This is a genomic window from Alkalihalobacillus pseudalcaliphilus, assembly GCF_028610675.1.
GTDB lineage: Bacteria > Bacillota > Bacilli > Bacillales > Bacillaceae_D > Alkalihalobacillus > Alkalihalobacillus pseudalcaliphilus.
Window position 1 is genome coordinate 686221 of record NZ_JAQQWS010000001.1, and the last position, 25828, is coordinate 712048.

General features: G+C 38.1%; 28 protein-coding genes and 1 riboswitch. Of the genes, 4 read left to right on the plus strand and 24 right to left on the minus strand.

Going from position 1 to position 25828, the window contains the following annotated elements; all coding sequences use genetic code 11:
* The first annotated feature begins 129 nt into the window (after window positions 1-129).
* Window positions 130-846, plus strand: coding sequence for a DUF421 domain-containing protein (locus tag PQ479_RS03300; RefSeq protein ID WP_047989032.1), 717 nt, complete (start codon window positions 130-132; stop codon window positions 844-846).
* Here the strand turns inward: PQ479_RS03300 and PQ479_RS03305 are convergent.
* From PQ479_RS03305 to PQ479_RS03340, 8 genes are all read right to left on the minus strand, one after another.
* On the minus strand, window positions 843-1691 hold the full coding sequence (locus PQ479_RS03305; RefSeq protein WP_047989031.1) for a DUF421 domain-containing protein: 849 nt from the start codon (window positions 1689-1691) through the stop codon (window positions 843-845). The two genes, PQ479_RS03300 and PQ479_RS03305, sit on opposite strands and share 4 nt — an antisense overlap.
* A 10-nt stretch (window positions 1692-1701) precedes the next feature.
* Entirely contained in the window at window positions 1702-1908 is a 207-nt protein-coding gene (locus PQ479_RS03310) for a DUF1657 domain-containing protein (protein WP_047989030.1), read from the minus strand.
* Between the two features lie 5 nt (window positions 1909-1913).
* Window positions 1914-2264, minus strand: a complete 351-nt coding sequence (spoVAE, locus tag PQ479_RS03315; RefSeq protein ID WP_047989029.1) for a stage V sporulation protein AE — start codon at window positions 2262-2264, stop codon at window positions 1914-1916.
* Window positions 2261-3277 carry a stage V sporulation protein AD gene (gene spoVAD, locus PQ479_RS03320; protein WP_047989028.1) on the minus strand — a complete coding sequence of 339 codons (1017 nt, stop codon included), beginning with the start codon at window positions 3275-3277 and terminating at the stop codon, window positions 2261-2263. The genes spoVAE and spoVAD overlap by 4 nt, the downstream gene beginning before the upstream one ends.
* A gap of 3 nt (window positions 3278-3280) precedes the next feature.
* Window positions 3281-3760 carry a stage V sporulation protein AC gene (gene spoVAC / locus PQ479_RS03325; protein ID WP_047989027.1) on the minus strand — a complete coding sequence of 160 codons (480 nt, stop codon included), beginning with the start codon at window positions 3758-3760 and terminating at the stop codon, window positions 3281-3283.
* Window positions 3761-3767: 7 nt separating this feature from the next.
* Window positions 3768-4202: a hypothetical protein gene (locus PQ479_RS03330; protein WP_047989026.1), complete on the minus strand. Its 435-nt coding sequence runs from the start codon at window positions 4200-4202 to the stop codon at window positions 3768-3770.
* A 78-nt stretch (window positions 4203-4280) separates the two neighbouring features.
* On the minus strand, window positions 4281-4484 hold the full coding sequence (locus PQ479_RS03335) for a DUF1657 domain-containing protein (protein WP_047989581.1): 204 nt from the start codon (window positions 4482-4484) through the stop codon (window positions 4281-4283).
* A gap of 281 nt (window positions 4485-4765) precedes the next feature.
* Window positions 4766-4990, minus strand: a complete 225-nt coding sequence (locus PQ479_RS03340) for a hypothetical protein (protein ID WP_047989025.1) — start codon at window positions 4988-4990, stop codon at window positions 4766-4768.
* A gap of 105 nt (window positions 4991-5095) precedes the next feature.
* Here PQ479_RS03340 and PQ479_RS03345 point away from each other — a divergent pair, with 105 nt between their 5' ends.
* Window positions 5096-5776 carry a DUF421 domain-containing protein gene (locus PQ479_RS03345; protein WP_047989024.1) on the plus strand — a complete coding sequence of 227 codons (681 nt, stop codon included), beginning with the start codon at window positions 5096-5098 and terminating at the stop codon, window positions 5774-5776.
* 170 nt (window positions 5777-5946) lie between these two features.
* Window positions 5947-7401, plus strand: coding sequence for a cardiolipin synthase (gene cls, locus PQ479_RS03350; RefSeq protein WP_047989023.1), 1455 nt, complete (start codon window positions 5947-5949; stop codon window positions 7399-7401).
* 54 nt (window positions 7402-7455) lie between these two features.
* On the opposite strand, the gene PQ479_RS03355 is transcribed toward cls, so the two are convergent.
* The 3 genes from PQ479_RS03355 to PQ479_RS03365 form a co-directional block, all read right to left on the minus strand.
* A complete protein-coding gene (locus PQ479_RS03355; protein WP_047989022.1) occupies window positions 7456-8319 on the minus strand; it encodes a superoxide dismutase in 864 nt (287 codons plus the stop codon).
* Window positions 8320-8426: 107 nt separating this feature from the next.
* Window positions 8427-9011 carry an SMC-Scp complex subunit ScpB gene (gene scpB, locus PQ479_RS03360; protein WP_047989021.1) on the minus strand — a complete coding sequence of 195 codons (585 nt, stop codon included), beginning with the start codon at window positions 9009-9011 and terminating at the stop codon, window positions 8427-8429.
* The gene (locus PQ479_RS03365) at window positions 9001-9771 is read right to left on the minus strand and encodes a segregation/condensation protein A (RefSeq protein WP_047989020.1); all 771 of its coding nucleotides are present in this window, start codon (window positions 9769-9771) and stop codon (window positions 9001-9003) included. Before PQ479_RS03365 ends, scpB begins: the two co-directional genes overlap by 11 nt.
* Before the next feature lie 582 nt (window positions 9772-10353).
* Between PQ479_RS03365 and PQ479_RS03370 the strand changes: the two genes are divergently transcribed.
* Window positions 10354-10902, plus strand: coding sequence for a DUF309 domain-containing protein (locus PQ479_RS03370; protein WP_047989019.1), 549 nt, complete (start codon window positions 10354-10356; stop codon window positions 10900-10902).
* A 49-nt stretch (window positions 10903-10951) separates the two neighbouring features.
* Here PQ479_RS03370 and ribH read toward each other — a convergent pair whose 3' ends face one another.
* The 13 genes from ribH to PQ479_RS03430 form a co-directional block, all read right to left on the minus strand.
* Window positions 10952-11425, minus strand: coding sequence for a 6,7-dimethyl-8-ribityllumazine synthase (ribH, locus tag PQ479_RS03375; protein ID WP_047989018.1), 474 nt, complete (start codon window positions 11423-11425; stop codon window positions 10952-10954).
* Window positions 11415-12671, minus strand: coding sequence for a bifunctional 3,4-dihydroxy-2-butanone-4-phosphate synthase/GTP cyclohydrolase II (locus PQ479_RS03380; RefSeq protein WP_047989580.1), 1257 nt, complete (start codon window positions 12669-12671; stop codon window positions 11415-11417). Before PQ479_RS03380 ends, ribH begins: the two co-directional genes overlap by 11 nt.
* Before the next feature lie 16 nt (window positions 12672-12687).
* Complete coding sequence (gene ribE / locus PQ479_RS03385) at window positions 12688-13341, minus strand: riboflavin synthase (RefSeq protein ID WP_047989017.1); 654 nt, start codon at window positions 13339-13341, stop codon at window positions 12688-12690.
* A 246-nt stretch (window positions 13342-13587) separates the two neighbouring features.
* Window positions 13588-13732: riboswitch (FMN riboswitch) on the minus strand.
* A 592-nt stretch (window positions 13733-14324) separates the two neighbouring features.
* Window positions 14325-16499: a malate synthase G gene (locus tag PQ479_RS03390; RefSeq protein WP_047989016.1), complete on the minus strand. Its 2175-nt coding sequence runs from the start codon at window positions 16497-16499 to the stop codon at window positions 14325-14327.
* A 112-nt stretch (window positions 16500-16611) separates the two neighbouring features.
* Entirely contained in the window at window positions 16612-16731 is a 120-nt protein-coding gene (gene yhfH, locus PQ479_RS21975; protein ID WP_475652155.1) for a protein YhfH, read from the minus strand.
* A gap of 76 nt (window positions 16732-16807) precedes the next feature.
* On the minus strand, window positions 16808-18085 hold the full coding sequence (aceA, locus tag PQ479_RS03395) for an isocitrate lyase (RefSeq protein ID WP_047989015.1): 1278 nt from the start codon (window positions 18083-18085) through the stop codon (window positions 16808-16810).
* Window positions 18086-18576: 491 nt separating this feature from the next.
* Complete coding sequence (locus PQ479_RS03400; protein ID WP_047989014.1) at window positions 18577-19755, minus strand: acetyl-CoA C-acetyltransferase; 1179 nt, start codon at window positions 19753-19755, stop codon at window positions 18577-18579.
* A 16-nt stretch (window positions 19756-19771) separates the two neighbouring features.
* Complete coding sequence (locus tag PQ479_RS03405) at window positions 19772-21313, minus strand: acyl-CoA carboxylase subunit beta (protein WP_047989013.1); 1542 nt, start codon at window positions 21311-21313, stop codon at window positions 19772-19774.
* A gap of 12 nt (window positions 21314-21325) precedes the next feature.
* Window positions 21326-22240, minus strand: a complete 915-nt coding sequence (locus PQ479_RS03410; protein ID WP_047989012.1) for a hydroxymethylglutaryl-CoA lyase — start codon at window positions 22238-22240, stop codon at window positions 21326-21328.
* Window positions 22241-22254: 14 nt separating this feature from the next.
* Window positions 22255-22467, minus strand: coding sequence for an acetyl-CoA carboxylase biotin carboxyl carrier protein subunit (locus PQ479_RS03415; protein WP_047989011.1), 213 nt, complete (start codon window positions 22465-22467; stop codon window positions 22255-22257).
* Between the two features lie 12 nt (window positions 22468-22479).
* Window positions 22480-23820, minus strand: a complete 1341-nt coding sequence (locus PQ479_RS03420; RefSeq protein ID WP_047989010.1) for an acetyl-CoA carboxylase biotin carboxylase subunit — start codon at window positions 23818-23820, stop codon at window positions 22480-22482.
* A 25-nt stretch (window positions 23821-23845) separates the two neighbouring features.
* Entirely contained in the window at window positions 23846-24991 is a 1146-nt protein-coding gene (locus PQ479_RS03425; RefSeq protein WP_047989009.1) for an acyl-CoA dehydrogenase, read from the minus strand.
* A 351-nt stretch (window positions 24992-25342) separates the two neighbouring features.
* Window positions 25343-25813: an SMI1/KNR4 family protein gene (locus tag PQ479_RS03430; protein ID WP_047989008.1), complete on the minus strand. Its 471-nt coding sequence runs from the start codon at window positions 25811-25813 to the stop codon at window positions 25343-25345.
* Between the last annotated feature and the right edge of the window lie 15 nt (window positions 25814-25828).

Below are 25828 nucleotides of genomic sequence, written 5' to 3' on the forward strand. Positions count from 1 at the left end.
GCATGTCTCTTCTTAAAAAATGTATGCTAGACAAGCTTACTTATGCCTTTTTATCAAAACAGATTCATAATAAAACCAATTACCGCACACACTAGCCATTATGTGGAAATTTTAAGGAGCTGCTCTTACATGTTACTGCAAGAATTTGCCATCATTTTTTTAAGAATCATTTCCATTTTCCCTTTATTATTATTTGCTACACTTATAATGGGTAAGCGATCAATTGGTGAACTACCGATTTTTGATTTCTTAATTATTATGAGTTTAGCCTCCGTAACAGGTGCTGATATTGCTGATCCTACGATCCCTCACATCCATACTGTATTTGCCATTATGGTGATCGCATTATTTCAGAAATTAATCGCTCGTATGTTAATCAAGAATAGAAAAATGGGCAAATGGATTACTTTTGAGCCTACTGTCATTATTAAAAATGGAAAATTACTCGTCCAAAACATTGAATCGATTCGTTATACGATTGATAATATCTTGCAGTTACTTAGACAAAAGGGTGTTTTTGATCTTGATGAAGTAGAGATAGGTATTATTGAAGCTAATGGAGATATCAGTATACAAAAAAAGCCAGAAAAAGCGTCTCCGGCCTTAGAAGATATGGGATTACGTAAGGTTTCTTCAGGGATTACTTACCCTGTCATTATCGATGGTCTTTTTCAATTAGAAGTAATGAAAGAGCTTTCCATTAACAAGGATTATATTTTATCTTTTATTTATGACAAAGGTATTGCTCGAATTGAAGATGTATTTCTTTGTACGAGCGACCCTAACCAACAGCTTACTCTCGCATATACACGAGAAGATACACATATTCAGCTTATTCAACATTAATGAAGGTCGCCTTTTAACGTTAAGTATGCTTCAGTGATTTGGTTATAGCACCATTGATAGGTTTGTTTTACTTCTGGATTGTTTGTATCTAATGCGTAAGATTGTAAATCGGCCTGTACTTTATGAATTTGTGCTTTTAATAATGGTAAGGTTACAGGTTCAACTTGCTGTAAGCTATCATCGAATACATCAACATATAAATCGCCATTCTCATCAATTTGTCCTAAAAAAACATTCTCAAGTGAAATGTCTTGTTTCGCTAATTCTGTTTGCAACCAATCTCGATTCAATCCTCTATTGCCGAGGCTTTCATCCAAAATACGCCCATCAGCAATAACCGTTTCAGGCTGTTTACTTTGTTTAACACTTTTTCGTTTTATCACTTGGACCTTCTCATCTTTTAGTAAAACATTTAACTCACCATTTGTTTCTAAAAGAGCAAATTCAACATCAGCAAATCGAAAAATATCTTTCTGCCTTAGCTTTCTTAACAATTCATCACCCGTAATATGCTGTTTGTTTAATGCATCCTCTAATATTTTTCCTTCTTGAATGACTGCGGTACCCTTCCCAAAAAAGAATGTTCGAAATGAGGCACTTTTAATTGCAATAAAATAAATAGATACAATTGACAAAGTCCAAATAACTAATGCTAATAAAGCTAAAACTGGTGGAATACTTAACATGACAGCACTAATGGCCGCAATCATAACCGTACCTGTAAATAAAGCAAATTCTAAAAATGAGCTTTCTCCAATCGGTTTTTTCACGACAACTTTTGAAATGATAAATAAGCTAACTAAGGCTGCAATTGTTCTAACAGTTACTTCTAACCATCCAGGCATATTTTCCACCTCAATTCCCTTTATACTGTGGCTCTTCTCTTTCGAGCTCTGCTACTCTTTTTTCGATTTCATGAATGACAGCTTTAACTTTTAAGTTTGCCTCATGGAAACGACTTCGCTTCTCAATTCCGTCACCTTGGAGTGCTATCGCTGCAATCGTCGCTTCCATCCCTTTTAATGTGGCTAAAGTCCCCTTCACTTGTTTTCCAATAGTCATAAAATCTACCCTTTCGGTTTAAAAATAAGTGACGCAAAAAATCCAAAAATGATCGCCGCTGAAATCCCTGCACTTGTTACTTCAAAAATACCGGTAATCACCCCAATTAGTCCGTTAGCCTCGGCTTCTGCCATTGCCCCGTGCACAAGTGAATTACCAAAGCTCGTAATTGGAACCGTTGCACCTGCACCTGCAAAATCGATAAGAGGTTCATACAAACCAAAGCCATCAAGAATCGCACCTGACACAACCAAAACCGTCATCGTATGTGCAGGGGTCAGTTTGCCCACATCCATTAATAATTGTCCAATGACACAAATTAAACCTCCAACTAGAAAAGCCCATAAGAAAATCATTCGATATTCACTCCCCTTTCAATCGAAACAGCATGAGCTATCGTTGGTATACTTTCTTTTTGTTGAAAGGATAAAGGAGACAATAAAGCACCCGTTGCCACAACAAGAATCCGTTTAAATTCACCTTGACTCATTCTCTTTAATAAATGTCCATACACCACCGATGCTGAACAGCCTGGCCCACTCGCACCTGCTAAAACAGGCTGGCCTTCACGGTAAATTAATAATCCACAATCTTGAAACTGTTCGTCTGAGTAAACCATACCTTTTTCTTTTAATAATTCTCGCGTTATTTTCAGACCAATTTTCCCTAAGTCTCCACTGACAATTAAATCATAATAATCAAAGGGTAATTGTCTATCCCGAAAATGGGCTTCTATCGTGTCAGCAGCAGCCGGAGCCATCGCTGCCCCCATATTAAAAGGATCGGAAATACCCATATCAACAATTTTTCCAATCGTTGCCGATGTAACGACAGGACCTATTCCTTGTGGAGCGACGATAGCTGCTCCTGCTGCTGTCACGGTCCATTGCGATGTTGGAGGTTTTTGACCACCATATTCAGTAGGGTAACGAAACTGTTTTTCTGTGGCTGCATTATGACTAGATGCTACTGTAGCGATATAGTTCGCCCCGCGATTATTAATTATAAAAGCCGCTAAAGCTAAACCCTCCATTGAGGTTGAACAAGCACCAAATACACCTAGATATGGGATTTGCAAGGTGCGTCCTGCAAAGGACGAAGGAGTTAGTTGATTCACTAAATCACCTGACAGCATGAATGTAATTTGCTCCTTGGTTAACTTTTCTTTCTCAATCGCAATGGTTACCGCTTCTTCAATTAATACTTTCTGAGCTTTCTCATATGAATCCTCCCCAAGCCAAAGGTTGTCATGTAGCTTATCAAAGTCATGAGCGATTGCACCGTTGGCTTCAAATGGTCCTGCTACTGTACCGGTTGATAGAATGACTGGCTTATTAGGAAAAATCCACGACTGATGACCTTGTAACATCGTTTACAGCCCTCCCCATTGGATAAGTATGGTTTTAATTAAAGCAATCAAAAAAGCAGCGACGGTACCAAATACGATCACAGAGCCTGCTAATTTAAACATATTACCACCGACACCTAATACGTAACCTTCTGTTCGATGTTCGATGGCAGCTGATGTAATTGAGTTAGCGAATCCTGTTACAGGGACGGCTGTACCGGCTCCAGCAAACTGGGCAAACCGATCGTACACCCCAAATCCAGTAAATAATGCGGCCAGTAAAATAAGCACAGCAACGGTTGGGTTACTAGCCGTGCGCTCCGTAAAATCAAAAAATGTATAAAAGAAGATATTTATGGCTTGTCCGATTATACAGATCAAGCCTCCGACTATAAATGCCCTGATACAGTTTTTTAGAACCGGTCTTTTTATTTCGTACCTATTTGCTAACGCTTGATAAGCCTGCTGTGTTGGCGTCGCTTGTTTTTGTTTACTGTTTGACATTGTTTAGTCACCCCTTCATATGCTTTTCAATTTTATCAAGCTCTTTCTTAAGCTCTTCTTCTGTAATTTTGCCGTCCTTTAATCTTTGCTCTAATTTCTCTAGTTCCATATACACTTTTTTATCTGTAGATACATGTATTTCGTGTTCGGGATATAGGTTTTTAATTTGATCAAAGGATTGTTTCCTAAGTCCATTTAATCGAAAACGTGCCAATTGTTTAACTTTAGGTGATAAATAAATCCGATCTTCAATCGATACCCCATGTACATCAATAAACTCATCTAGCTCCATTAACTTTTTCTTACTCTCGTTAGCTTCCGTTTGTTCAAATTGTTTATGATCCACCAGTAACGATTGTACGGTTGGTGAATCTCCATTCGAACAAGCACTTAATAGAAGAAGTAGAACAAAAAATCCGATACATCTGCTTTTAGTCTTCATAACTCCTCGCCTCCCTTTTAGATAATTGTAAAATATGTAAAACGAGCCTCCGATCAATGATGGAGGCTGTAAAATGGATCATTGTCGATACTGTGGTTCTTCTTGCATCACTTGCTGTACTCTCGGTTCTAAGCTATCCACAATGGCTTGTGTTTGTTGTGAAAGCTGTTGGTATAATTGTTTGGCTTGTTGATTATCTGTCTCTAAAGCAAAGCTTTCTAAGCTTGCTTGAGCACTTTTTAATCCCACCATCGTTTGTTGTATTTTCGCAATAACAGTAATAACTCTCACTCCTTTTTATTTATATTCGAACTTCTTCTATATTTTTCAACATTATTGCCAAACTATTAGTTACAAATTATGTTAATTGTTTCAACTACTACTTCGAGAAATAATAATGAGAAGTAAGGTACATGCTAATAAAAAATCGAATTCAATCTAGCCAAGCAACAAGACAGTAAATCAGCCAAAAAGCTAATTAACACATGGCAAACTAAAATAACCAGATTAATTTTCAAATACGGACCAAAATTAAAGTCGGAAAGGTCAACAATTATTTAAAATCAAATACCAGCCATCTTATTAACCTTAGACGCAGCTAACTGCTCCGCCGCCAAATTATTGATCCTTGACTGGTTAACAGTTAGTTTTTCGTTTAATTTGATTTTGTCCTTTTCATTTAAAAGAATAATGTTAGATTTTTTTACTTGAGAATTAGCAATACGAAGCGGACGGAAATATCTACTCCCATGGGACGTAATGGCAAAGATGAGATCCGCTGGCTGCACCGATTAGCTCAGCGCCACGTGATGTCTCGGAGCATGATTTTCGGTAGCGTTGATTAACGCTCCATAAACTTTCATACAAAAGTAAAAACAGAGGTGCAAACGCATATGAATATGAACTTTGTCTCCTTAACAGTAGAATTATTAATCGGCTTTTTCGCTTTATTAGCCTTAACCAAATTTCTAGGCAAAAACCAAATTACACAATTAACTCCCTTTGACTTCATCTCTGCATTAGTACTTGGGGAACTCGTAGGTAACGCTATATACGATCCTGAAATTGGCTTACATTATGTTCTGTATGCCATTTGTTTTTGGGGAGCATTAATTTTTTTCATCGAAATGATTACACAAAAAATCCGTGAATCTAGAGCCCTCTTAGAAGGAAAGCCTTCACTTATCATTGTTAACGGCAAAATTCAATATGAAGAACTTAAGAAGAATAAACTTGATCTCAATCAATTACAGCATTTATTAAGAGAAAAGGACGTCTTTTCGATACGAGAGGTACAAAATGGCATTCTCGAAACAAATGGCACATTAAGTGTAATGAAAAAATTCAATTACAATACACCTAAAAACGAAGACTTACGAATTCCTGCAAAAAGCAGTCATTTGCCGATTGCACTCATTATGGATGGTGAAATTATTTACGAAAGCCTCAACTTCTTAAACAGAAAGGAATCATGGTTAATGGATGAATTATTACGAAGGGGGATTGCGGGTCCAACCGCCGTCCTTTATGCTGATTGGATTGAAAATGAGGGTTTCGAAATCCAGAAATATTAACAAACATACTACAAGCAAAGAATATATCATTTTGAATATAAAGAATCGGATATTTAAAGGGAAATTCGTTTCATCCTACCTATGAATCGGGTATGATAGAAGAAAGTAAATATTTCCTCTGATATAAGGTTCATACGCTTTCATGTCAGAACAATGTAGGTAGGTAAATTATGGACATTTTTTCAACACTCGTCACCGTACTTTTTATTTTAAATTTCATTTTTGCAACAGTCCTTATTTTTATTGAAAGGAAAGATCCTGCTGCAACGTGGGCATGGCTATTAGTCCTTTATTTTATTCCATTTTTAGGATTTGTCATTTATTTATTACTTGGACAAAACTTAACACGAAGTAAGCTTTTTTATTGGGAAGGTATTAAAAAAATAGGCTTAGAGGATTCTATTTCCGTACAAAAGGAACAACTCATCGACCCTCAATTCCAATTCAGAAATGAAATGGTTCAAAAAAACCGCGATCTAATTTATTTACATTTGATGAGTAATGACGCACTTCTCACCAAGCATAACCACATCGATATTTTCTATGATGGTAAAGAAAAATTTAATACTTTATTTGAGGATATTGATCGAGCAACCTCCTATATTCACATCCAATATTATATTTTGAAGCATGATGATCTCGGGAAAAAATTAATCAAGTTATTAACTAAAAAGGCTAAGCAGGGTGTCACCGTTAGGCTTTTATATGACGATTTAGGCTCAAGGAAATTAAGGAAAAAACATCTTAAGGAATTTGAAGACGCGGGTGGAGAAGTCGCTGTTTTCTTTCCTTCAAGTTTTACGATTATTAACTTACGATTAAATTACCGAAATCACCGAAAGTTAGTCAATATAGATGGAAAAACTGGCTATATTGGGGGATTTAACGTCGGTAATGAATACCTTGGCAAGAAAGAGAGATTCGGGTATTGGCGCGATACTCACTTACGCTTACAAGGTGAATCTGTTCACGCTATCCAGACACGCTTTATCTTAGATTGGAACCAAGCCGCTAAGAAAAAAGAGATTGAATACGAGGAGCGTTATTTTCCTGAAAACTATTTTGAACAAGAAAATAATGTGCCTATGCAAATCGTATCAAGTGGTCCGGATTCAGAATGGGAGCAAATTAAAAACGGTTATGTAAAAATGATCTCAGAAGCCAATGATTCCATTTTTATTCAGACCCCCTATTTCATCCCTGATCAAACCTTATTTGATGTTCTTCGAATCGCTGCATTATCCGGTGTAGACGTACGTGTGATGATACCTAATAAGCCTGATCATCCATTTGTCTATTGGGCAACATACTCTTATGTTGGAGAGTTATTAAAAGCAGGTGCCAAAGTCTATATTTATGATAATGGCTTCATCCATGCCAAAACATTAATTATTGATCGAAGTATTAATGCTGTGGGGACAGCGAATATTGATATGCGAAGCTTTAAATTAAATTTTGAGGTTACAGCTTTTATATATGACATGAATACTTCTGAAAATTTAGCTCTAATGTTTGAGGAGGATATGAAATTATCGTTTGAATTAACACCCGAGTTATATGAGAATCGTTCAAGCTGGATTCGATTTAAAGAGTCTATATCCAGACTACTTTCTCCTATTCTATAAAAAACAAAAGACGGATCGTGTCAATAGTTGATACGATCCGTCTTTTTTTCCTATCTAATTCCACTGGACAAGCTTAGCTTTCTCATACCTCATCGCTACTGCTGGCCAATTCACAATGTTCCACCATTCATTCACATAATCCTTTTTCTCATTTAAATATTGTAAATAATAAGCATGCTCCCACACATCAAGTACAAGGAGAGGAATCGCATCTTGTTGGGAAAGTTGCTGATGCTTTTCCGCTTGCAAAATTTCCAAACGTTTAGCCCTTGGTGACCATACTAAAATTGCCCATCCCCCACCTTCAACTGCATCTGCCGCGTGAGTAAAATGCTCTTTCATTTTATCAAAGCTACCGAATGAACGATTAATTTCACTTAATAGCTCACCTGTTGGCTCACCCCCACCGTTCGGAGACATAATCTCCCAAAAGATAGAATGCAAATAATGTCCCGCTCCATTAAATGCCGCTTCTCGTTCCCAATGTTTAATAAGATCATAATTCCCTGTTTCTCTGGCCGTCTGCATTTCTAATTCTGCTTTGTTTAAGCCTTCCACATAGCTTTTATGATGCTTATCATGGTGTAAGTACATAATATCTTCCGAGATATACGGCTCTAAAGCATTATACGCATACGGCAAAGGTGGTAGAGTATGACCACCAATCGGCACAGGAGCCCGTTCCCCACGACTCAAATTCCCTTCAATTAGCATGTAAACGGAATCTAATAAATGTGATAAACTCGCATCGGATATCTGATTATGACTTCTGTGCTCTAATGATAATACTTGTTCAATTTGAGTTAACAGTTGACGAAGTTCTCCTTTTTCCTGTTCAGATAAGTGATTCAGTTCAGCATACAAAAAATCTTTATTGTCTTCGTACCAACGCTTTACTTCACTAATATAAATACTCATGTCATCCCCCTTAAAAAACATCATTTTATAGTTTATGAATAAAAAGCCCAAATGTGAACTCATTTTCATTTTGATCAAAAAAAAGAACTACAGTACTCTGCAGTTCTTCATGTTTCTTCTGTTTCTAATTCTTTTATAAATAAATCTACATCTTCCTCCTCTTCATCATTTTCATCAACATGATCAGGTAGTGGTGGTAAATCAGCTAACGTCTTTAAACCAAAATGATCTAAAAACTGAAGTGTCGTTCCATATAAAATCGGTCTACCTGTGCCTTTCGCTCGCCCGACTTCCTTCACTAGAAGTTTCGTCATTAAAGATTGCAAGGCTTTTTCAGATTTTACTCCACGAATATCTTCAACCTCAACGCGTGTGATCGGTTGTTTATAAGCAACGATTGCTAGTGCTTCAAGAGCAGCCTGTGAAAGCCCCTTATGTATCGGAGAAACCGCCAATGCTTTTATATAACTCAAATGCTCTGGTTTAGTGGCCAGTCGATACGTATTAGCAATCTCAATTAATTGCAATCCACGTGATTTTTGTTGATACTCGTCTTTTAAATGTTGCACGGCAAGTTGAATTTGCATAGGCTCCGCATCAATGATTTCCAATAATTGGTTTTCTGATAACCCTTCGTCTCCAGATACAAATAATAAGCTTTCAATAACTCCAATTAACGCCTTATTCTCCATTTACGTTCTCCTTATTCATTTCATAAATCATAATGCTTTCAAAATTTGAGTTCTGTTGACAGGTAATCGTATTTGTTTTCATTAATTCTAAAATGGCTAAAAATGTTACAACCATTTGAGATTTATCCTCCGGCACAAATAATTGCTCAAACTTACATTGACCATGTGATTTTTGTAGAAAGTCCAAAACTTCCGTCATTCGTATATCAATAGAATATTCTTGATTCCTAATCGTTCTTGTTTGCGGGGCTTTCAGTTTATTTCTTTTCATTAGTTTTTGATAAGCAGCAAGCATATCGAACAGCGATACTCCTTGTATGGAGATATCTCTTTTTTCTTCATCTGTTACATAAGGATCTAAATCCTCTGGTGCTCGTGTTAAAACGAAGCTTCTTTCTTCCTCTCGTTCTTTTAATTCTGTGGCAGCATCTTTATATTTCCGGTATTCAATTAATCGTTGAACGAGTTCATCACGGGGATCGTCATCGTCTATATAGTCAATCGCTTCTTCCTCAAGCTCTAACGTTTGGTTTGGTAAAAGCATTTTAGATTTGATCGCGAGTAGCGTCGCCGCCATCACTAAATATTCACTAGCCACATCTAATTGGATTTCTTGCATTGTATGTATATATGCTAAATATTGGTCAGTAATTTTGGCAACGGGTATATCATATATATCAACTTCTGCTTGATTAATAAGATGAAGTAATAAGTCAAGTGGACCTTCAAAGCTATCAAGCTTTACTTCGTATGTATTCATAAGTCCATCACAAGCACTTCCTAAATGATTAGTATTTTCATAGAAATTATATCATATTTTGTCGATAGACCCTATCTTTGATTTTCTGTATGAAAGTTGATGCTGGTACTCATGTGCGGAGCTTTGCTCGCCGCTACCGAAAATCATGCTGTGCGTCAATCACGTCGCGCTGAACTAACTGGCACAGCCAGTGGATTTCAGCCCGCCACCGTCTGCTGGGTTTCTACTAATTCTCAAGTAAAAACAGTCTAACATCATTCTTTTAAAATGAAAAAGAACAAAGGCAAAGTGAACGAAAAGCCACCAGTTAAAAGCTAAACTCTACTTTCATTTTGTTGGTGGCACAGCATTTTAGCTCCGACATGGGCGTTTTATATGAAAGTTGATGCTGATGCTCATATGCGGAGCTTTGCTCTGCTCATCGCTACCGATCATGCTGTAGTATAACTCACCCACTTTCTTGCTTAACTGCCTTGTTGGAGCATCTTGGGCGGTCTTTTCTTCACATTTGTATGGCTTCAATGATAAACTAGCAGTATTGAGTTTATCTGTTTTTAGTATTGAGAGTTAAGGATGATGATGATGTACCCTAAACCATTTTTAGATTATCTAGTTTATTTCCACGCTAATTATGATTATTTTGAATGCCATGAAGTGCTTGAAGAATATTGGAAAGAGGCGGAGGAAAGTCAGCGGCACCCTGTCTGGGTCGGTTTAATTCAGCTTTCTGTTGGACTTTACCATGAAAGAAGAGGCAATTATGCTGGAGCTAAAAAGATGCTACTCAGCTCAAGAAATTATTTAATGGCTGAAGCAGAATCTGTTCGTCAGTTAAATATTGATTATGACCAATTAGCAGCAGATATTTCCAACCACATTCACACTATTTCAACCATACTTAACTCTGAGCCCGAACAAGCACAGCACATACAGGTTCTTTTCCAGCCAATAAAAATTCCCTTTTTTGATCAACAAATTCATGAGCTTATACAAAAGAGAAGTGAGGAATTAGGCATTAGCTGGCAGCAACCTGAATTCACGGAGCCTTATATTATTCATAAACATAAACTGAGAGACCGATCTGACGTTATCGCAGAACGCCAGAATCAAATAAAACGAAAAAACTCTTAAAACAAAGAAACAGGTGAGCCAACACATGCTTGGCTCACCTCTTCATTTCCTATTCTTGATCAAATGCTCTTGATAAATTTGCCATTTCTATCGCAGCTGTAGCCGATTCCCAGCCTTTATTTCCAGCTTTTGTACCAGCCCTTTCAATCGCTTGTTCAATAGAATCTGTCGTTAAAATGCCAAAAATAACTGGTTTCCCTGAAGATAGAGATAAAGAAGCGATACCCTTGGCTGCTTCATTACATACGTAATCAAAATGTGGTGTCGCACCTCTAATTACGGTACCTAACGTGATTACCGCATCATAGCGGTTGCTGTCCACCATTTTTTTCGCCGCGAATGGGATTTCAAAAGCACCTGGCACCCACGCAATATCAATATCACTTGCTAAAACACCATGTCGTTTCAAGGCATCTTCTGCCCCTGATAATAATTTACTCGTAATAAATTCATTAAACCTTCCTACTACAATTCCAATTTTTAAGTCTGTTCCAATCAAATGTCCTTCTAATCTATTGACCATTCTGAACTCCTCCTTCATTTCTCAATAATTCGTCGATGTTAAATAAATGACCGAGCTTTTCTGATTTGGTTTGTAAATATGATTGATTCTCTTTCACAGCAGGAAAATGTAAAGGCATACGTTCGATAATTGATAAGCCATACCCACTTAACCCTGTGATTTTGCGTGGATTATTCGTAAGTAGTCGCATTTGTTTAATACCGAGGTCACGTAAAATCTGTGCTCCAATCCCATACTCTCTTAAATCCGCTTTAAAACCAAGTTTTTCATTTGCTTCAACTGTGTCATAACCATCTTCCTGCAGTTTGTAAGCTTTGAGTTTATTAATTAAACCAATGCCACGCCCCTCTTGTCTCATATATAACAAAACGCCAGTTCCAGCTCGCTCAATTTCATGAAGAGCCGCTTGCAGTTGCGGGCCACAATCGCAACGTCTCGAACCAAAGATATCTCCTGTTAAACACTCGGAATGTACCCTTACGAGCGTAGGTGTTTCACCATTTATCTCCCCTTTTACTAATGCTATACTTTCTGTTTGATCGATTTGGTTCGTATAAGCAACAGCTTTAAAGTGTCCGTATTCCGATGGTAAATCTACAACGACCTCTCTTTGTATAAACGTTTCTTTTTTAAGACGGTATTCAATCAAGTCTTTAATGGTAATCATTTTTAATTGATGTGTTTCGGCGATTTTTCTTAATTCAGGTACTCTCGCCATAGTTCCGTCATCATTCATAATTTCACAAATCACACTACTAGCTATCTCTGCACCTGCTAAATGGGCTAAATCAACGGCCGCTTCCGTATGTCCGGCTCGTCTTAAGACTCCACCGTCTTTAGCGATGAGTGGAAAGATATGGCCAGGACGTTTAAATGAGGATTTCGTTTCCGATTGTTCGATAATCTTTTGAATCGTTAGTGAACGTTCATAAGCTGAAATTCCTGTCGTCGTCTGTTCATGATCGACACTAACTGTAAATGCTGTGCCATGTGGGTCTGTATTCGTATCGACCATCGGCTTCAAATCCAACTCCATAGCACGCTTTTCAGTAATCGGTACACAAACAAGTCCTCGACCAAACGTAACCATAAAGTTCACAATTTCAGGCGTTATCTTTTCCGACAATGCCAAGAAATCACCTTCATTTTCACGATCCTCGTCGTCACAAACAATAATGACTTCTCCTTTTTTTAAGGCCACTAAAGCCTCTTCAATTGGATCAAACCGCTCTTCTTTTTTCTCCATCTCTTCACCACCTTTTTTAAATAAATCCATTTTTCTCTAAAAATTCATTCGTAATGTTCGTTTTTTCTTCCTTATATGTCTGTGATTGACTTAATAATTTTTCCGTATATTTCGCCAAAACGTCGCACTCAATATTGACCCAATCACCAACTTTCTTGTTTTTTAAAACCGTTTGACTGAACGTATGTGGAATAATGGAAATCGTAAACGAATCATCACTCACGTCAAAAATCGTTAAACTGATCCCATCAACCGTAATTGAACCTTTTAGAATCATATATTTCGTTAAACTCTTAGAGACGTCCACATGAATATAAACAGCGTTTTTCTCTTTTTTTATAAGCTGAATTCTACCTGTACCATCAACATGACCTGAAACGATATGTCCACCAAAACGTCCATTTACAGCCATCGCCCTTTCTAAATTAACACGTTGGCCACTTCTAACCTGTTGTAAATTAGATGATTTTAATGTTTCTGGCATAACATCTGCCGTAAAATATGGTGGCTTTAGTTGCGTAACGGTTAAACATACCCCATTTACTGCTATACTGTCGCCTACATGACAATCTTCTAAAATATGATTGGCTTTCACAACTAAAACAAATTGCTCTTGCCCTTGACGGATGCTTTGCACTTCACCCATTTCTTCAACAATTCCTGTAAACATCAAACCCCTCCTTTCATTCTCTTTACATCACTCATTATGATTGGGAGGGCAACATTGCACGCTGACGTTTATTTGTGAAACAGAACATAAAAAAGCCTCCCGATTGTTCATTGGGGAGGCAAAATGCTAGCACAAAATAAACCTATGTATTTGCACATTCAAAAAAGAAATTACCACTTTTTTGAAAAACAAATAAACCACAGTTCCTCTAAAAAATTTTAGATCTCTCCTGTGTCTAGGTGCTTTCACTTCCTTCTCCCATCCAGACTTTCACTGTCGGCTCTAGATTTTCACTAGATCCACCGTCCGCTTGTATAGCGTCCGGGTCACGGACTTAGAGGTTGACCTCATCACCGCCGGTCGGGATTTTCACCCGGCCCCGAAGGAAACTATTTAATTATCATAATAATGATTGTCTTCTAAGATATTTATACCTTAGATTGGTTTGAATTTTATCACTGTTAATCTCGAAAGGCAAGAAAAAGAATTGCTCCGTTAAAAACTATTATCAATGTTAAAAGCGGTGATTCTCTCTACATGTCAGAAATTGAATAGCAATAATCAATACCGTACTACCTATTAAAACCATAACTGCTGTAGATAATGTGTTCCCATCATTTTATAAACTGAATGCTAATTCACCATTTACCAGTTTATGAATCTTGAAAATGAATTTAGGTGGGCCGCCTCCCCAGTTACACCTTCATACAAAACCCACATGGCGAAGCCCCATTCACTTCGCCACCAACAAAGATGAAAGTAGTGGCGACTATTTAAACAGTTGGCCCGTTTACAACTCCATCACTATGAGGAGTCCGCACGACCAAAAAGGGAGCATTGTCCTGTTAAGGTCGTCTATCGTAAGATGGATGACCAGATAACTTTAAGGCACAACCTATCGCCCCTAAGTCCACTTTCATACAAAATACACATCGACAAAATTGATGAATCAGTCGATGTGTAGTCCATTAATCAATCATGTATTAAAAACTTCTATTTAATAGTGCCTCTTCTTTCTCTTTCAAGCGAAAACGATGTAAGATTGGCTCCGTGTATCCACTCGGTTGATTTTTGCCCTCAAAAACTAACGCTAACGCTGCTTGAAAAGCATTGGAGCCATTTTCCCCTCTTAATAATGAGCGATAGTTGGAAGCTTGCTCATTTTGCTTATCTACAACTTTTGCCATACTTATAAATGTTTCATTCACTTGCTCCTCCGTACAAATACGATGGTGGAGCCAATTAGCAATATGTTGACTGGAGATTCTTAAGGTCGCTCGATCCTCCATTAATCCAATATGATGAATATCTAAAACTTTAGAACAACCGACACCATGATCGACCCAACGTACTACATAACCTAATATACCTTGAATATTATTATTTAGCTCTTCTTGAATTTCTGCAGGTGACCAGCTTTCCTTGGTGGCTAGTGGCGGTGTGAGTATATGACTAATTAAATCATACTTATTATGCTGCTTTTCTTTTTGAATAGTGAATACATCAATTTGATGATAATGAAGAGCATGTAATATTGCAGCTGTTGGTGAAGGTACCCAAGCGGTATTAGCACCTGCTTGAGGATGGTTTTTCTTCTGATCCAGCATTTCTTTCATCTGGTCAGGCATCGCCCACATCCCTTTACCAATCTGAGCAGAATGGTAAAAACCTGTACTAAGCCCACATAAAACATTTGATTGTTCATACGCCTCTAACCAAACTTGCTGTTTCATAGCCGACTTCCTGACCACTGGACCGAGTTCCATGGAAGTAAAAATTTCATCACCCGTTCTATCAAGAAAACCTGTATTAATGAAAACGATCCGTTTGCGAACTTGATAAATACAGTTTTTCAAATTAACAGAGGTTCGTCTTTCTTCATCCATCACACCTATTTTTAACGTATTTCTCTCTAAACCTATTAAATCCTCAACACGGTTAAATAATGTATTAGCAAAACCTACCTCCTCTGATCCATGCATTTTTGGTTTAACAATATAAACAGAACCTTGCTGAGAATTTATTCTGTTAGACCGACCAACTAAGGAGTATTTCGCAATAAATGACGTCACAATCGTATCAACTATACCTTCAGGCACTTCTTTTCCATCTAATAGAATCATATTCGTTGTCATTAAATGTCCGACATGACGGATAAAGAGCAATGACCGCCCGGATAAAGTTAGACGTTCTCCATTTAGCTTTTGAAAGGAGCGGTCAGGAGCGAGCTTTCTTGTTATCGTCTTTCCATCTTTGATAAAACTTTCTTGTAAATCACCTTTCATAAGCCCTAACCAATTTTGGTAGAGGCGGAGTTTATCTTTTGTATCGACAGCAGCAACGGAATCCTCACAGTCCATAATCGTCGTTAGAGCTGCTTCTAATAGGACATCTTTTACACCCGCTTTGTCGCCTTGACCAATGAAGTGCTCACGGTCTATTTGAACCTCTACATGCAAATGATGATTGATAAATAAAAGTGACTCAATCTTGTTGTTTACTCTATTAAATCCTAGCCACTTTTCAGGTGATTTTAAGCTAGTTTTTTGACCATCTGCTAGTATAATCTCTAAGCCTCTCTCTCCTACGTGATACTCCGATACGTCAAAGTGACTGCCAACTTCTAATGGGATTATCTCATCGAGAAAGTTTTTGGCAAATGCAATAACTTTTTCCCCTCTTTTTGGATTATAACTTGTTCCCTTTTCACAGCCTTCCTCTTCTGATATTACATTTGTTCCGTATAATGCATCATATAAACTCCCCCACCTAGCATTAGCCGCATTTAAGGCATATCTCGCATTATCTAATGGTACGACGAGCTGTGGACCTGCTTGATGTGTAATTTCTGTATCAACATTTCTCGTAGAAATTTTAAAATCAGCTACTTCTTCTTCTAAATATCCGATGGAACGTAGATATGGTTCATAGGTTGTCTGAGAGAAACCCTCTTTTTGATACCAATTATTTAATTGAGTTTGAAGCTTTACTCTCTTTTTCAACAATTGTTCGTTTTTTGGCGTCAATTCCGCAATTAAGCTCTCGACTCCGTGCCAAAATGACTCATAACTAATTGCCGATCCTACCCTAAGCTCTTTTTCAATAAAATCATAAAGCTCCTCTGCTACATCTATACGCCCCAAATGTTGATACTTCATTGTTTTCCTCCTCTAAAATTCAAAAAAGGAAGAGCTCACTCCCTTTTTTGAACATTCAGTTTTATTTCATCCAAAAGTGACACAACTAGTAATAAGTTACATTAGATTGGTTCTATTCTACTTCTTTTCTTAAACAATGATCACATTTTGTTGTATACGAATCATGAGGTGCTTTCACTTGATGTCCACAATCTGCACAAATCATTGTTGTTACATGCTGAGCTTTTTTCATAAAATAGCCCCCTCCTATCGATAATTTTTACTATTATCATTATTTGCTCACTTCTGAATGAGTTGATATTGACAAATTAAACAAATTGATCCGCTTCTGTTGAATTTTTCATCGCTGTTGTAGACGATGTACCACCACTAATAATTTGCGATACTTCATCAAAATATCCAGTTCCCACTTCACGTTGATGTCTCGTCGCTGTATACCCGTATTTTTCACTCGCAAATTCAGCTTGTTGAAGTTTTGAATAGGCTGCCATCCCACTTTCCTGATAGCCCCGAGCTAATTCAAACATACTATGATTTAACGCATGGAATCCTGCTAATGTTACAAATTGGAACTTATACCCCATCTTACCAAGCTCCTTCTGATAACTTTCGATCGTGTCATCATCTAATTTAGCCTTCCAGTTAAAGGACGGGGAACAATTATACGCTAATAATTTATTCGGGAACTTTTCATGAATAGCCTCTGCAAATCTCCTTGCTTCATCTAGATCGGGCTCCGACGTCTCGCACCAAATCAAGTCAGCATAAGGTGCATACGCTAAACCCCTTGAAATCGCCTGATCAATTCCAGGATTTGTTCGGTAAAATCCTTCCGGTGTTCTTTCCTTCGTAATAAATTCAGCATCATATTCATCAATATTACTTGTAATTAAGTCAGCAGCATTAGCATCGGTCCTAGCAATTAAAACCGTTGGAACACCTAATACATCCGCCGCAAGTCTTGCAGAGATTAGGTTTTTAACCGCTTGCTGTGTCGGTAATAAAACCTTTCCTCCTAAGTGTCCACACTTTTTCTCTGAGGCAAGTTGATCTTCAAAATGAACACCCGCTGCTCCTGCTTCAATCATGGCTTTCATTAATTCAAATACATTTAGTTGACCACCAAAGCCAGCCTCTGCATCTGCTATAATCGGGGCAAACCAATCAGAGCCTTCTTTACCTTCTAACACATCAATCTGATCGGCCCTTTGTAAAGCTTGGTTGATTCTTTTCACAACAGAAGGAACACTATTAGCTGGATATAAACTTTGATCTGGATACATTTGACCGGCTAAATTTGCGTCTGCAGCAACTTGCCATCCACTTAAATAAATAGCTTTAAGTCCTGCCTTCACCTGTTGAACGGCCTGGTTACCGGTTAAAGCACCTAATGCATTGACATAGTCCTCTTCATTTACAAGCTTCCATAGCTTTTGAGCTCCGTGTTGTGCTAGCGTGTATTCAATTTGTAGTGAACCACGTAATTTGAACACATCCTGAGCTGAATATGGTCGCGTGATATTCTGCCATCGTGCTTCATTCTCCCAGTGTTCTTCTAATGCCTTTACTTGTTCTTGGTTAGCCATGATTTTTTCCCCTTCCTAAACTTTTCTATTTTCTTGAAGGAAAAGCATTAAAATTCTGAATTTAACTTGTACTAGAACAACCTTCCCTTCCGATATTTGTATTATATAACAGTAACGATCTTTTGTGAACTGTTTTATAAAAGATTTTTGAAATTGTTATATAAAAGTTAAATTGTTATGTAACAGATTGTGTTTTAACTTATTAGGCTCCGTTCAGTCCATTGATTCCGATTTAAAAAACGAACATGAGTGATTAGTATTTTTTTATATTTTTTTCATAAAAAAGACGACATCGTGGAAATGTCGTCTTTTGTATAAAAGTGATACACATTTTCAAGCTGATTTGACCTTTCGACTATAGAAAGTAGCACCTCCCCAAATCCAGTATAATGGCAGTTGACAAAATACCAAAAAAGATGAAAGAGTACTTCCTATGTTCGTTTTCGGTTGAACAAGCTTAAATGAGATGAACTACTTTTATTGTGATGGAGTTAAACCTTTAGTAAAATCGCATCTCCTTGGCCGCCGCCGCTGCAGATGGAGGCGATACCGTAGCCTCCGCCTCTTCTTTTCAGTTCATGAATTAGTGTTAAGACGATTCTTGCCCCACTTGCACCGATTGGGTGACCGAGTGCAATAGCTCCTCCGTTCACATTGATTTTATTTTCATCAATATCAACGAGTTTTTGAGTGGTTAAAGCTACTGCTGCGAATGCTTCATTAATTTCAAATAAATCAATATCAGCTACATTCATATTAGCTTTCTTTAACAATTGTTGAATGACCAAGCCAGGTGTTTCTGGAAAGTCTGACGCTTCTACTGCCACTGAAGCATGAGCGATAATCGTTGCTATCGGTTGAATACCTAATTGCTTAGCTTTGTCCTCACTCATCGCTACCATCGCACAAGCCCCATCATTCACTCCTGGTGCATTACCTGCTGTTATGGAACCATTCGCCCCAAAAGCCGGCTTCAGTTGTCCAAGCTTCGTTAAACTTGTGTCTGCTCGAGGAGCTTCATCCGCTTTTACCCAAACAGAATCATCTTTCCTATTTTTAATTAAAACAGGCACGATTTCTTCTGCAAAATGACCTTGCTCTTGTGCTTTGATAGCTAATGAGTGACTTCTCAAAGCCCACTCGTCCTGCGCTTCCCTTGTGATGTTAAATTTATTCGCTGTTTCATTACCATAGCAGCCCATATGAACGCCGGTAAACGCACATGTTAACCCATCTGTTAGCATCGAGTCGTGCATTTTTATGTCACCCATTTTTGCTCCCCACCTCATTGCCTTGTTAAGGTACGGGGCATGTGACATTGACTCCATCCCACCTGCAACGATAACCTGTTCATCGCCGGAACGAATAATCTGGTCAGCTAGTGATAACGCTCGTAAACCAGAGGCACACACTTTATTAATGGTTTCTGTGGTAACATCCCAAGCAAGCCCTGCTTCTTTCGCTGCTTGGCGAGAAGTGATTTGTCCCTGGCCCGCTTGTAAAACATGACCGATAATTACCTCATCAATCCAACTGCTCTCAATACCACTTCGTAGAATCGCCTCCTTAATAGCGATTCCACCAAGTTCCATAGCTGTAAGAGAGGCTAGATGTCCTCCAAATTTACCAAAAGGCGTTCTTGCCCCTCCAACTATAACGGTTCTCATAATTCATCCCTTCTTCCGTTTACACAGGGTATACCGGATGTTTCCTATGGCTAAAAATTTGCTGTTTGGAAGCATACACATCTAATCGGTCGATCAACTCATTTCGAAGCTCATTTCCATGGACAATGCCGTCAATAACGAGTTCAGATGCAAGACGATATACATCAATGTTTTCCTTATACTCACGTCTTTTTTCTTCAATAAAAGCGGCTCTATCCCCTTCATCAAGCTCACTAATCTTCTTGGCATACACGGCATTTACGGCTGCTTCAGGACCCATGACTGCAATTTGTGCTGTTGGTAAGGCTATGCAACAATCAGGCTCAAATGCAGGTCCACACATCGCATATAAGCCTGCTCCATACGCTTTTCTTACAATGATTGAAATTTTAGGTACCGTTGCTTCTGAGATGGCCGCAACCATTTTAGCACCGTGACGGATTATTCCTGCTCTCTCTACTTTTGTACCAATCATAAATCCCGGAACGTCTGTTAAGAACACTAACGGAATATGATAGGCATCACATAATTGTACAAATTTTGCGACTTTATCAGCCGAGTCAGGGAAAAGTACACCACCTTTTACTTTCGGTTGGTTAGCGACAATGCCGACTGAACGACCACTCAGTCTCGCAAAACAAGTAATGACTTCTTGTGCAAAAAGCTTCTTTATCTCAAAAAAGCTTCCTTCATCAATGATTCTATCAATTAATTCATACATATTAAAAGGTACATTCTGATTTGCAGGAATAATATCCTCAATCGTTTTTTCAAATATTACAGCTTCCTCTGCCTTTACTTGTTTTGGCTTTTCGGCAAAATTTGCTGGAAAGTAGCTTAAGTATGTTCGGCCCATTTCAATTGCTTCTTGTTCATTCAATGCCAAAATATCTCCACATCCAGAAATAGAACAATGCATCCTTGCACCACCCATTTCCTCCAAACTAACTTTTTCGCCTATCACCATTTCCGCCATTCTAGGGGAACCTAGATACATGGACGCATTTTGGTCGACCATTACGACGATATCACAAAAGGCTGGAATGTATGCTCCTCCAGCAGCAGACGGACCAAACAATAAGCAAATTTGGGGTATCTGTCCTGAAAGCTTTACTTGATTATAAAAAATTCGACCTGCTCCCCTTCTACCTGGAAACATTTCAACTTGATCCGTAATTCTAGCACCGGCAGAATCTACTAAATAATACATCGGCACTTGGAGACGTTCTGCACGTTCCTGAATACGAATAATCTTTTCAACGGTTCTTTGTCCCCATGAACCGGCTTTCACGGTTGAATCATTAGCCATAACACATACCGTTTGACCATTGATTTTTCCATAACCTGTTACAACACCATCAGCAGGTAAACCATCAGCCTCACTATTAGCAAACAGAGCCTCTTCAACAAAAGAATCTGGGTCAAACAATAACTGCAAACGTTCTCTCACAAAAAGTTTACCTTGCTTTTCATTATGTTCGTGATATTTCTGTGCACCACCCTGGTAAATGCGCTGAGCTCGTTCTTCAAGTGTCTTAACTTCTTCGTTATTTGTTTTCATTTAGTCCTCCTACTAGGAATAGGTTTCTCTATCAGTCATGTATACTTGTAAGTTATGACTTAACTGCTTTCTGGCTAATTTCTTTGAAACGAATGCGCTCGCCTGTAGGATCGCCTGCTCATCTAAGCCCGTTTCAATGCCCATATGATGAAGCATGTAAAGTAAATCTTCCGTTGCTACATTCCCCGATGCTCCTGGAGCATAAGGACAGCCACCCAAACCTGCCGTTGAAGCGTCAAAAGTCGTATAGCCTAGTGTCAAAGCTGCATGAATATTAGCAAGGGCTAAACCACGCGTATCATGAAAATGTAACGCACACTTTTCTTTTGGAAAGTTCCTTTGCCACAATGAGAGAAAATCTTCTACTTGTTTTGGATTTGCGACACCGATCGTATCCCCTAATGAAATCTCATCTATATCCATCTCAAACAATGCGTCTCCAATGGAAAGAACATTTTCAGGTGATATCTCACCTTCATAAGGGCATCCAAAAACAGTCGATACATAAGCACGTGTTTTTTTATTTTCTTGTTTAGCACCCCTCACAACCTCTTCTAATACAGGCAATGTTGCTGAAATCGATTTAGCTATATTCTTTTGATTATGCGTTTCACTCGCTGACATAAAAACTGCGATTTCATCAACGCCCACATGCAATGCTCTTTCTAATCCACGTTGATTTGGGACTAAAGCTGAATAAGTAACCCCATTTTTACGTTCAATTAACCGGGCAACTTCTTCCGCGTCTTTTAATGCCGGAATCCATTTTGGTGATACAAACGAGCTGATTTCTATCGTATTGAAGCCACAAGCTGATAATTGATTAATCCAAGCTACTTTATCTTCAGTGGCTAACCATTTTTGCTCATTTTGTAAACCATCACGAGGTCCAACTTCTTTAATCGTGACTTGCTTTGGTAAAGTCATGGAATCACATCCTTTTATTCCATTTCAAATAAAACATCGCCTTCGTTGATAAAGTCCCCTTCGCTCGTTTTTACTTCTTTCACAATTCCATCTTGCTCAGCTGTAATCGGTATCTCCATTTTCATTGATTCTAAGATAGCTACCTCATCTCCAGCCTTTACTGCTTCTCCTTTACCTACCAATAATTTCCATACATTTCCTGCCATACTAGCTGTAATTACTGCCACAATTATTCCTCCTCATACTTTTAATGTTTTCTCAATAAAATTCGTTGTTGTATTGCCGGCTGCAAAAGCTTCATGTTCAAAGATGTCCAGCAGTAATGGAATATTCGTTTTAATACCTGTCACTTCATAATTTTGTAAGGCATGGACCATTAACTCAATGGCTTCATTTCTCGTATTGGCTGTAACGATTAATTTCGCAATCATTGGATCATAAAACGGTGTCACAGTTGAGTTCGTTTCAACACCGAGCTCATGTCTAATCCCTGGACCGTTTGGAATCTCTAAGTTTGTAATCGTTCCTGGTGAAGGAAAAAAAGTGACCGGATCTTCTGCATATATACGTGCCTCGATGGCATGACCCTCTTTACTAATATCCTTCTGTCCATAAGTGAGCTTTTCACCGCATGCAATTTTAATTTGTTGTTCCACAAGGTCCAATTTTGTAATTTCTTCCGTCACCGGATGTTCCACTTGTAATCTCGTATTCATTTCTAAAAAATAATAGTTTTGTTCCTCATCGACAATAAATTCAATCGTTCCGGCATTCTCATAACCAATAGCCTTGGCTGCAAGCACCGCTGATTCACCCATCTGCCTTCTTGTTTCCTCACTTAAAAATGGTGACGGAGCTTCTTCAATCACTTTTTGATGTCTTCTTTGGATCGAGCATTCACGCTCCCATAAATAAACGGTATTTCCTAACTTGTCAGCGATGATTTGGATTTCAATATGACGTGGATTTTCAATATATTTTTCCATATACATCGATCCTTCACCGAAAAAGTTGAGAGCACGCTTTTGATTGCTAATAAAAGCCTTTTCTAACTCTACATCATTAAAGGCGACTTGCATGCCAATCCCACCGCCACCAGCAGATGCTTTAAGCATGACTGGATAACCTATCTTTTGAGCTGTAAAAACAGCATCTTCTACATTTAAAAGCTGATGCTCGATTCCTGGAACAATCGGAATATCTGCTAAAGCCATTGCTTTCCTTGCTTCGATTTTACTGCCCATTTTTGCGATAGTCGCTGCTGTTGGACCGATAAAAACGATACCTTCCTCTTCACATCTTTTTACGAATTCAGGATTTTCTGATAATAATCCATATCCAGGATGAATGGCTTCTACGTGAGCAGCTTTTGCCACTTCGATGATTTTTTCGATATTTAAATAACTTTCTGAGACACGTGGGCCCCCAATTAAGTAGGCTTCATCTGCTGCTCTTACAAAAGTCGCTTCTTTATCTGCTTCTGAATACACTGCCACCGTTTGAATATTTAATTTTTCGCACGTTCGGATAATCCGTGCAGCTATCTCACCACGATTGGCAATAAGAATTTTATGAAACATTTTGATGCCTCCAATTCTTTATAACCTAAGATGTACACCCTATTTCTTTTGCAATAACCATTCTTTGCACTTCAGAAGTTCCTTCACCAATCTCTAAAAGCTTTGCATCGCGGAAAAATCTTTCCACTTGGTATTCTTTCATATAACCATAGCCACCATGAATTTGAATCGCTTGATCACATGCTTTCATACATATTTCTGACGCGTATAGCTTAGCAATCGCTGCTTCTTTTTTGAATCTTTTACCTTGATCTTTCAACCATGCTGCTTTATATACCATCGTTCGAGCTAACTCAATATGCATAGCCATATCTGCCAACTTAAATTGAATAGCTTGAAAGGAAGATAATGACTGACCAAATTGTTTCCGTTGCTTTGCGTAAGCTAATGCTTTTTCATAAGCAGCTTGAGCTATCCCTACCGCCATTGCACCGATTCCAATTCTTCCCCCATCTAATGTCGCTAAAAATTGTTTGAAGCCCTCACCTTCAACACCTAATAACGCCTCTTGATTAACGCTTACATTTTCTAATACAAGTTCCGTCGTGTTTGATGAATGCAGGCCCAGCTTTTCATATTGATTTAGTACCGTAAATCCTTCAGCAGCGGTGGGAACAATAAAAGCACTAATTCCATTGATCCCTTTTGATGAATCCGTTACGGCTGTTAATGCCAAGTTTTTCGCATAGCTTGCATTCGTAATAAAACATTTTGTCCCATTAATCTCCCAATGATCACCAAGCTTCTTCGCTTTGGTTTGTGTTCCACCAGCATCAGAACCAGCATTAGGCTCCGTTAAACCAAAAGCTCCTAAATATTCACCTGTACACAAAGGCGTCAAATATTTTTGCTTTTGTTCTTCTGTACCAAATAAATATAGCGGTGCACCACCAAGAGAAATATGTGCGGAATACGTAATACCGGTTGATCCGCAAACTCTACTCAACTCCTCGACGACAAGAGCAAAGGAAATTGTGTCCGCTTCGGCACCTCCATATTTCTCTGGAAAAGGTAATCCCATTAACCCTAATGCAGATAATTTTTTAAAAAGCTGTAAAGGGAATTCTCCACTTTTATCACGCTCATCTGCCTCAGGTGCGACCTCGTTTAAAGCAAAATCACGAACCAACTTTTTAATCATCGCTTGTTCTTTCGTTAATTCAAAATGCACATGGCTTCAGCCCTTTCTGTTAGCATAGTCATTCTAAGAACAAAAAACTATAAAACTTATCATACGGCTAGGCTTGCTACATAGTTAAAGAGAATAAAGAGAACGTTAATGAATAAGTAAAGCAGTCATAGAAGTAGGGTACGCGTGAGGTTAAGTAGGACAAGTAATGTAAGCGGTATCATTTTTTGATACATATTTATCATAATCAATGATGGTGGAAAATTCAAGAAAAAAAGCTGTTCTCAAAAAGTCATATGAATAACCTTGAAGAATCAGCTTTCCCTTCATAATAAGAAAATTTAAATGAGATAATAGAATTTTATTTACCCATTTTTAAGCGTGTTTACATTTCTATGATTTGATTTCTAACAATAGATCCGTGATTAACTCTTCAAACGTCTCGGCTACGAGAATCTCTTTCCAATTACTATCTTCTCCTTCATATAAAAAAACAACAGAAGGCTCCTCTTTAAATTCAACTCGGTAATCAAGAGCTAACCAATTATACATGTCACCTGTAATCAATACGAGATCTTTTGGTAAGTGCAATTCTTCAACAAAGATTGTAGATAACCCTACACCTTTGTCTAGCTCTAATTCTTGCAAATACTGAATAACAAATGGTAGCTCATCATCCGGATATATAGGTATAACCATTTCCCCACCATTTTGTAGCTTCATTAATTGTTTATAGATATGAGGCAAACGAAAACCAATCGCTTTCTCAATGTGATCAATTTTATCGTCTGTTACAATTTGCCCGGGTTCGTAGGCACTTCTTTCTTTCCAAACCTTCATTAACTCTCTATCATCCATTCTCATCAACAAAACCTCCCT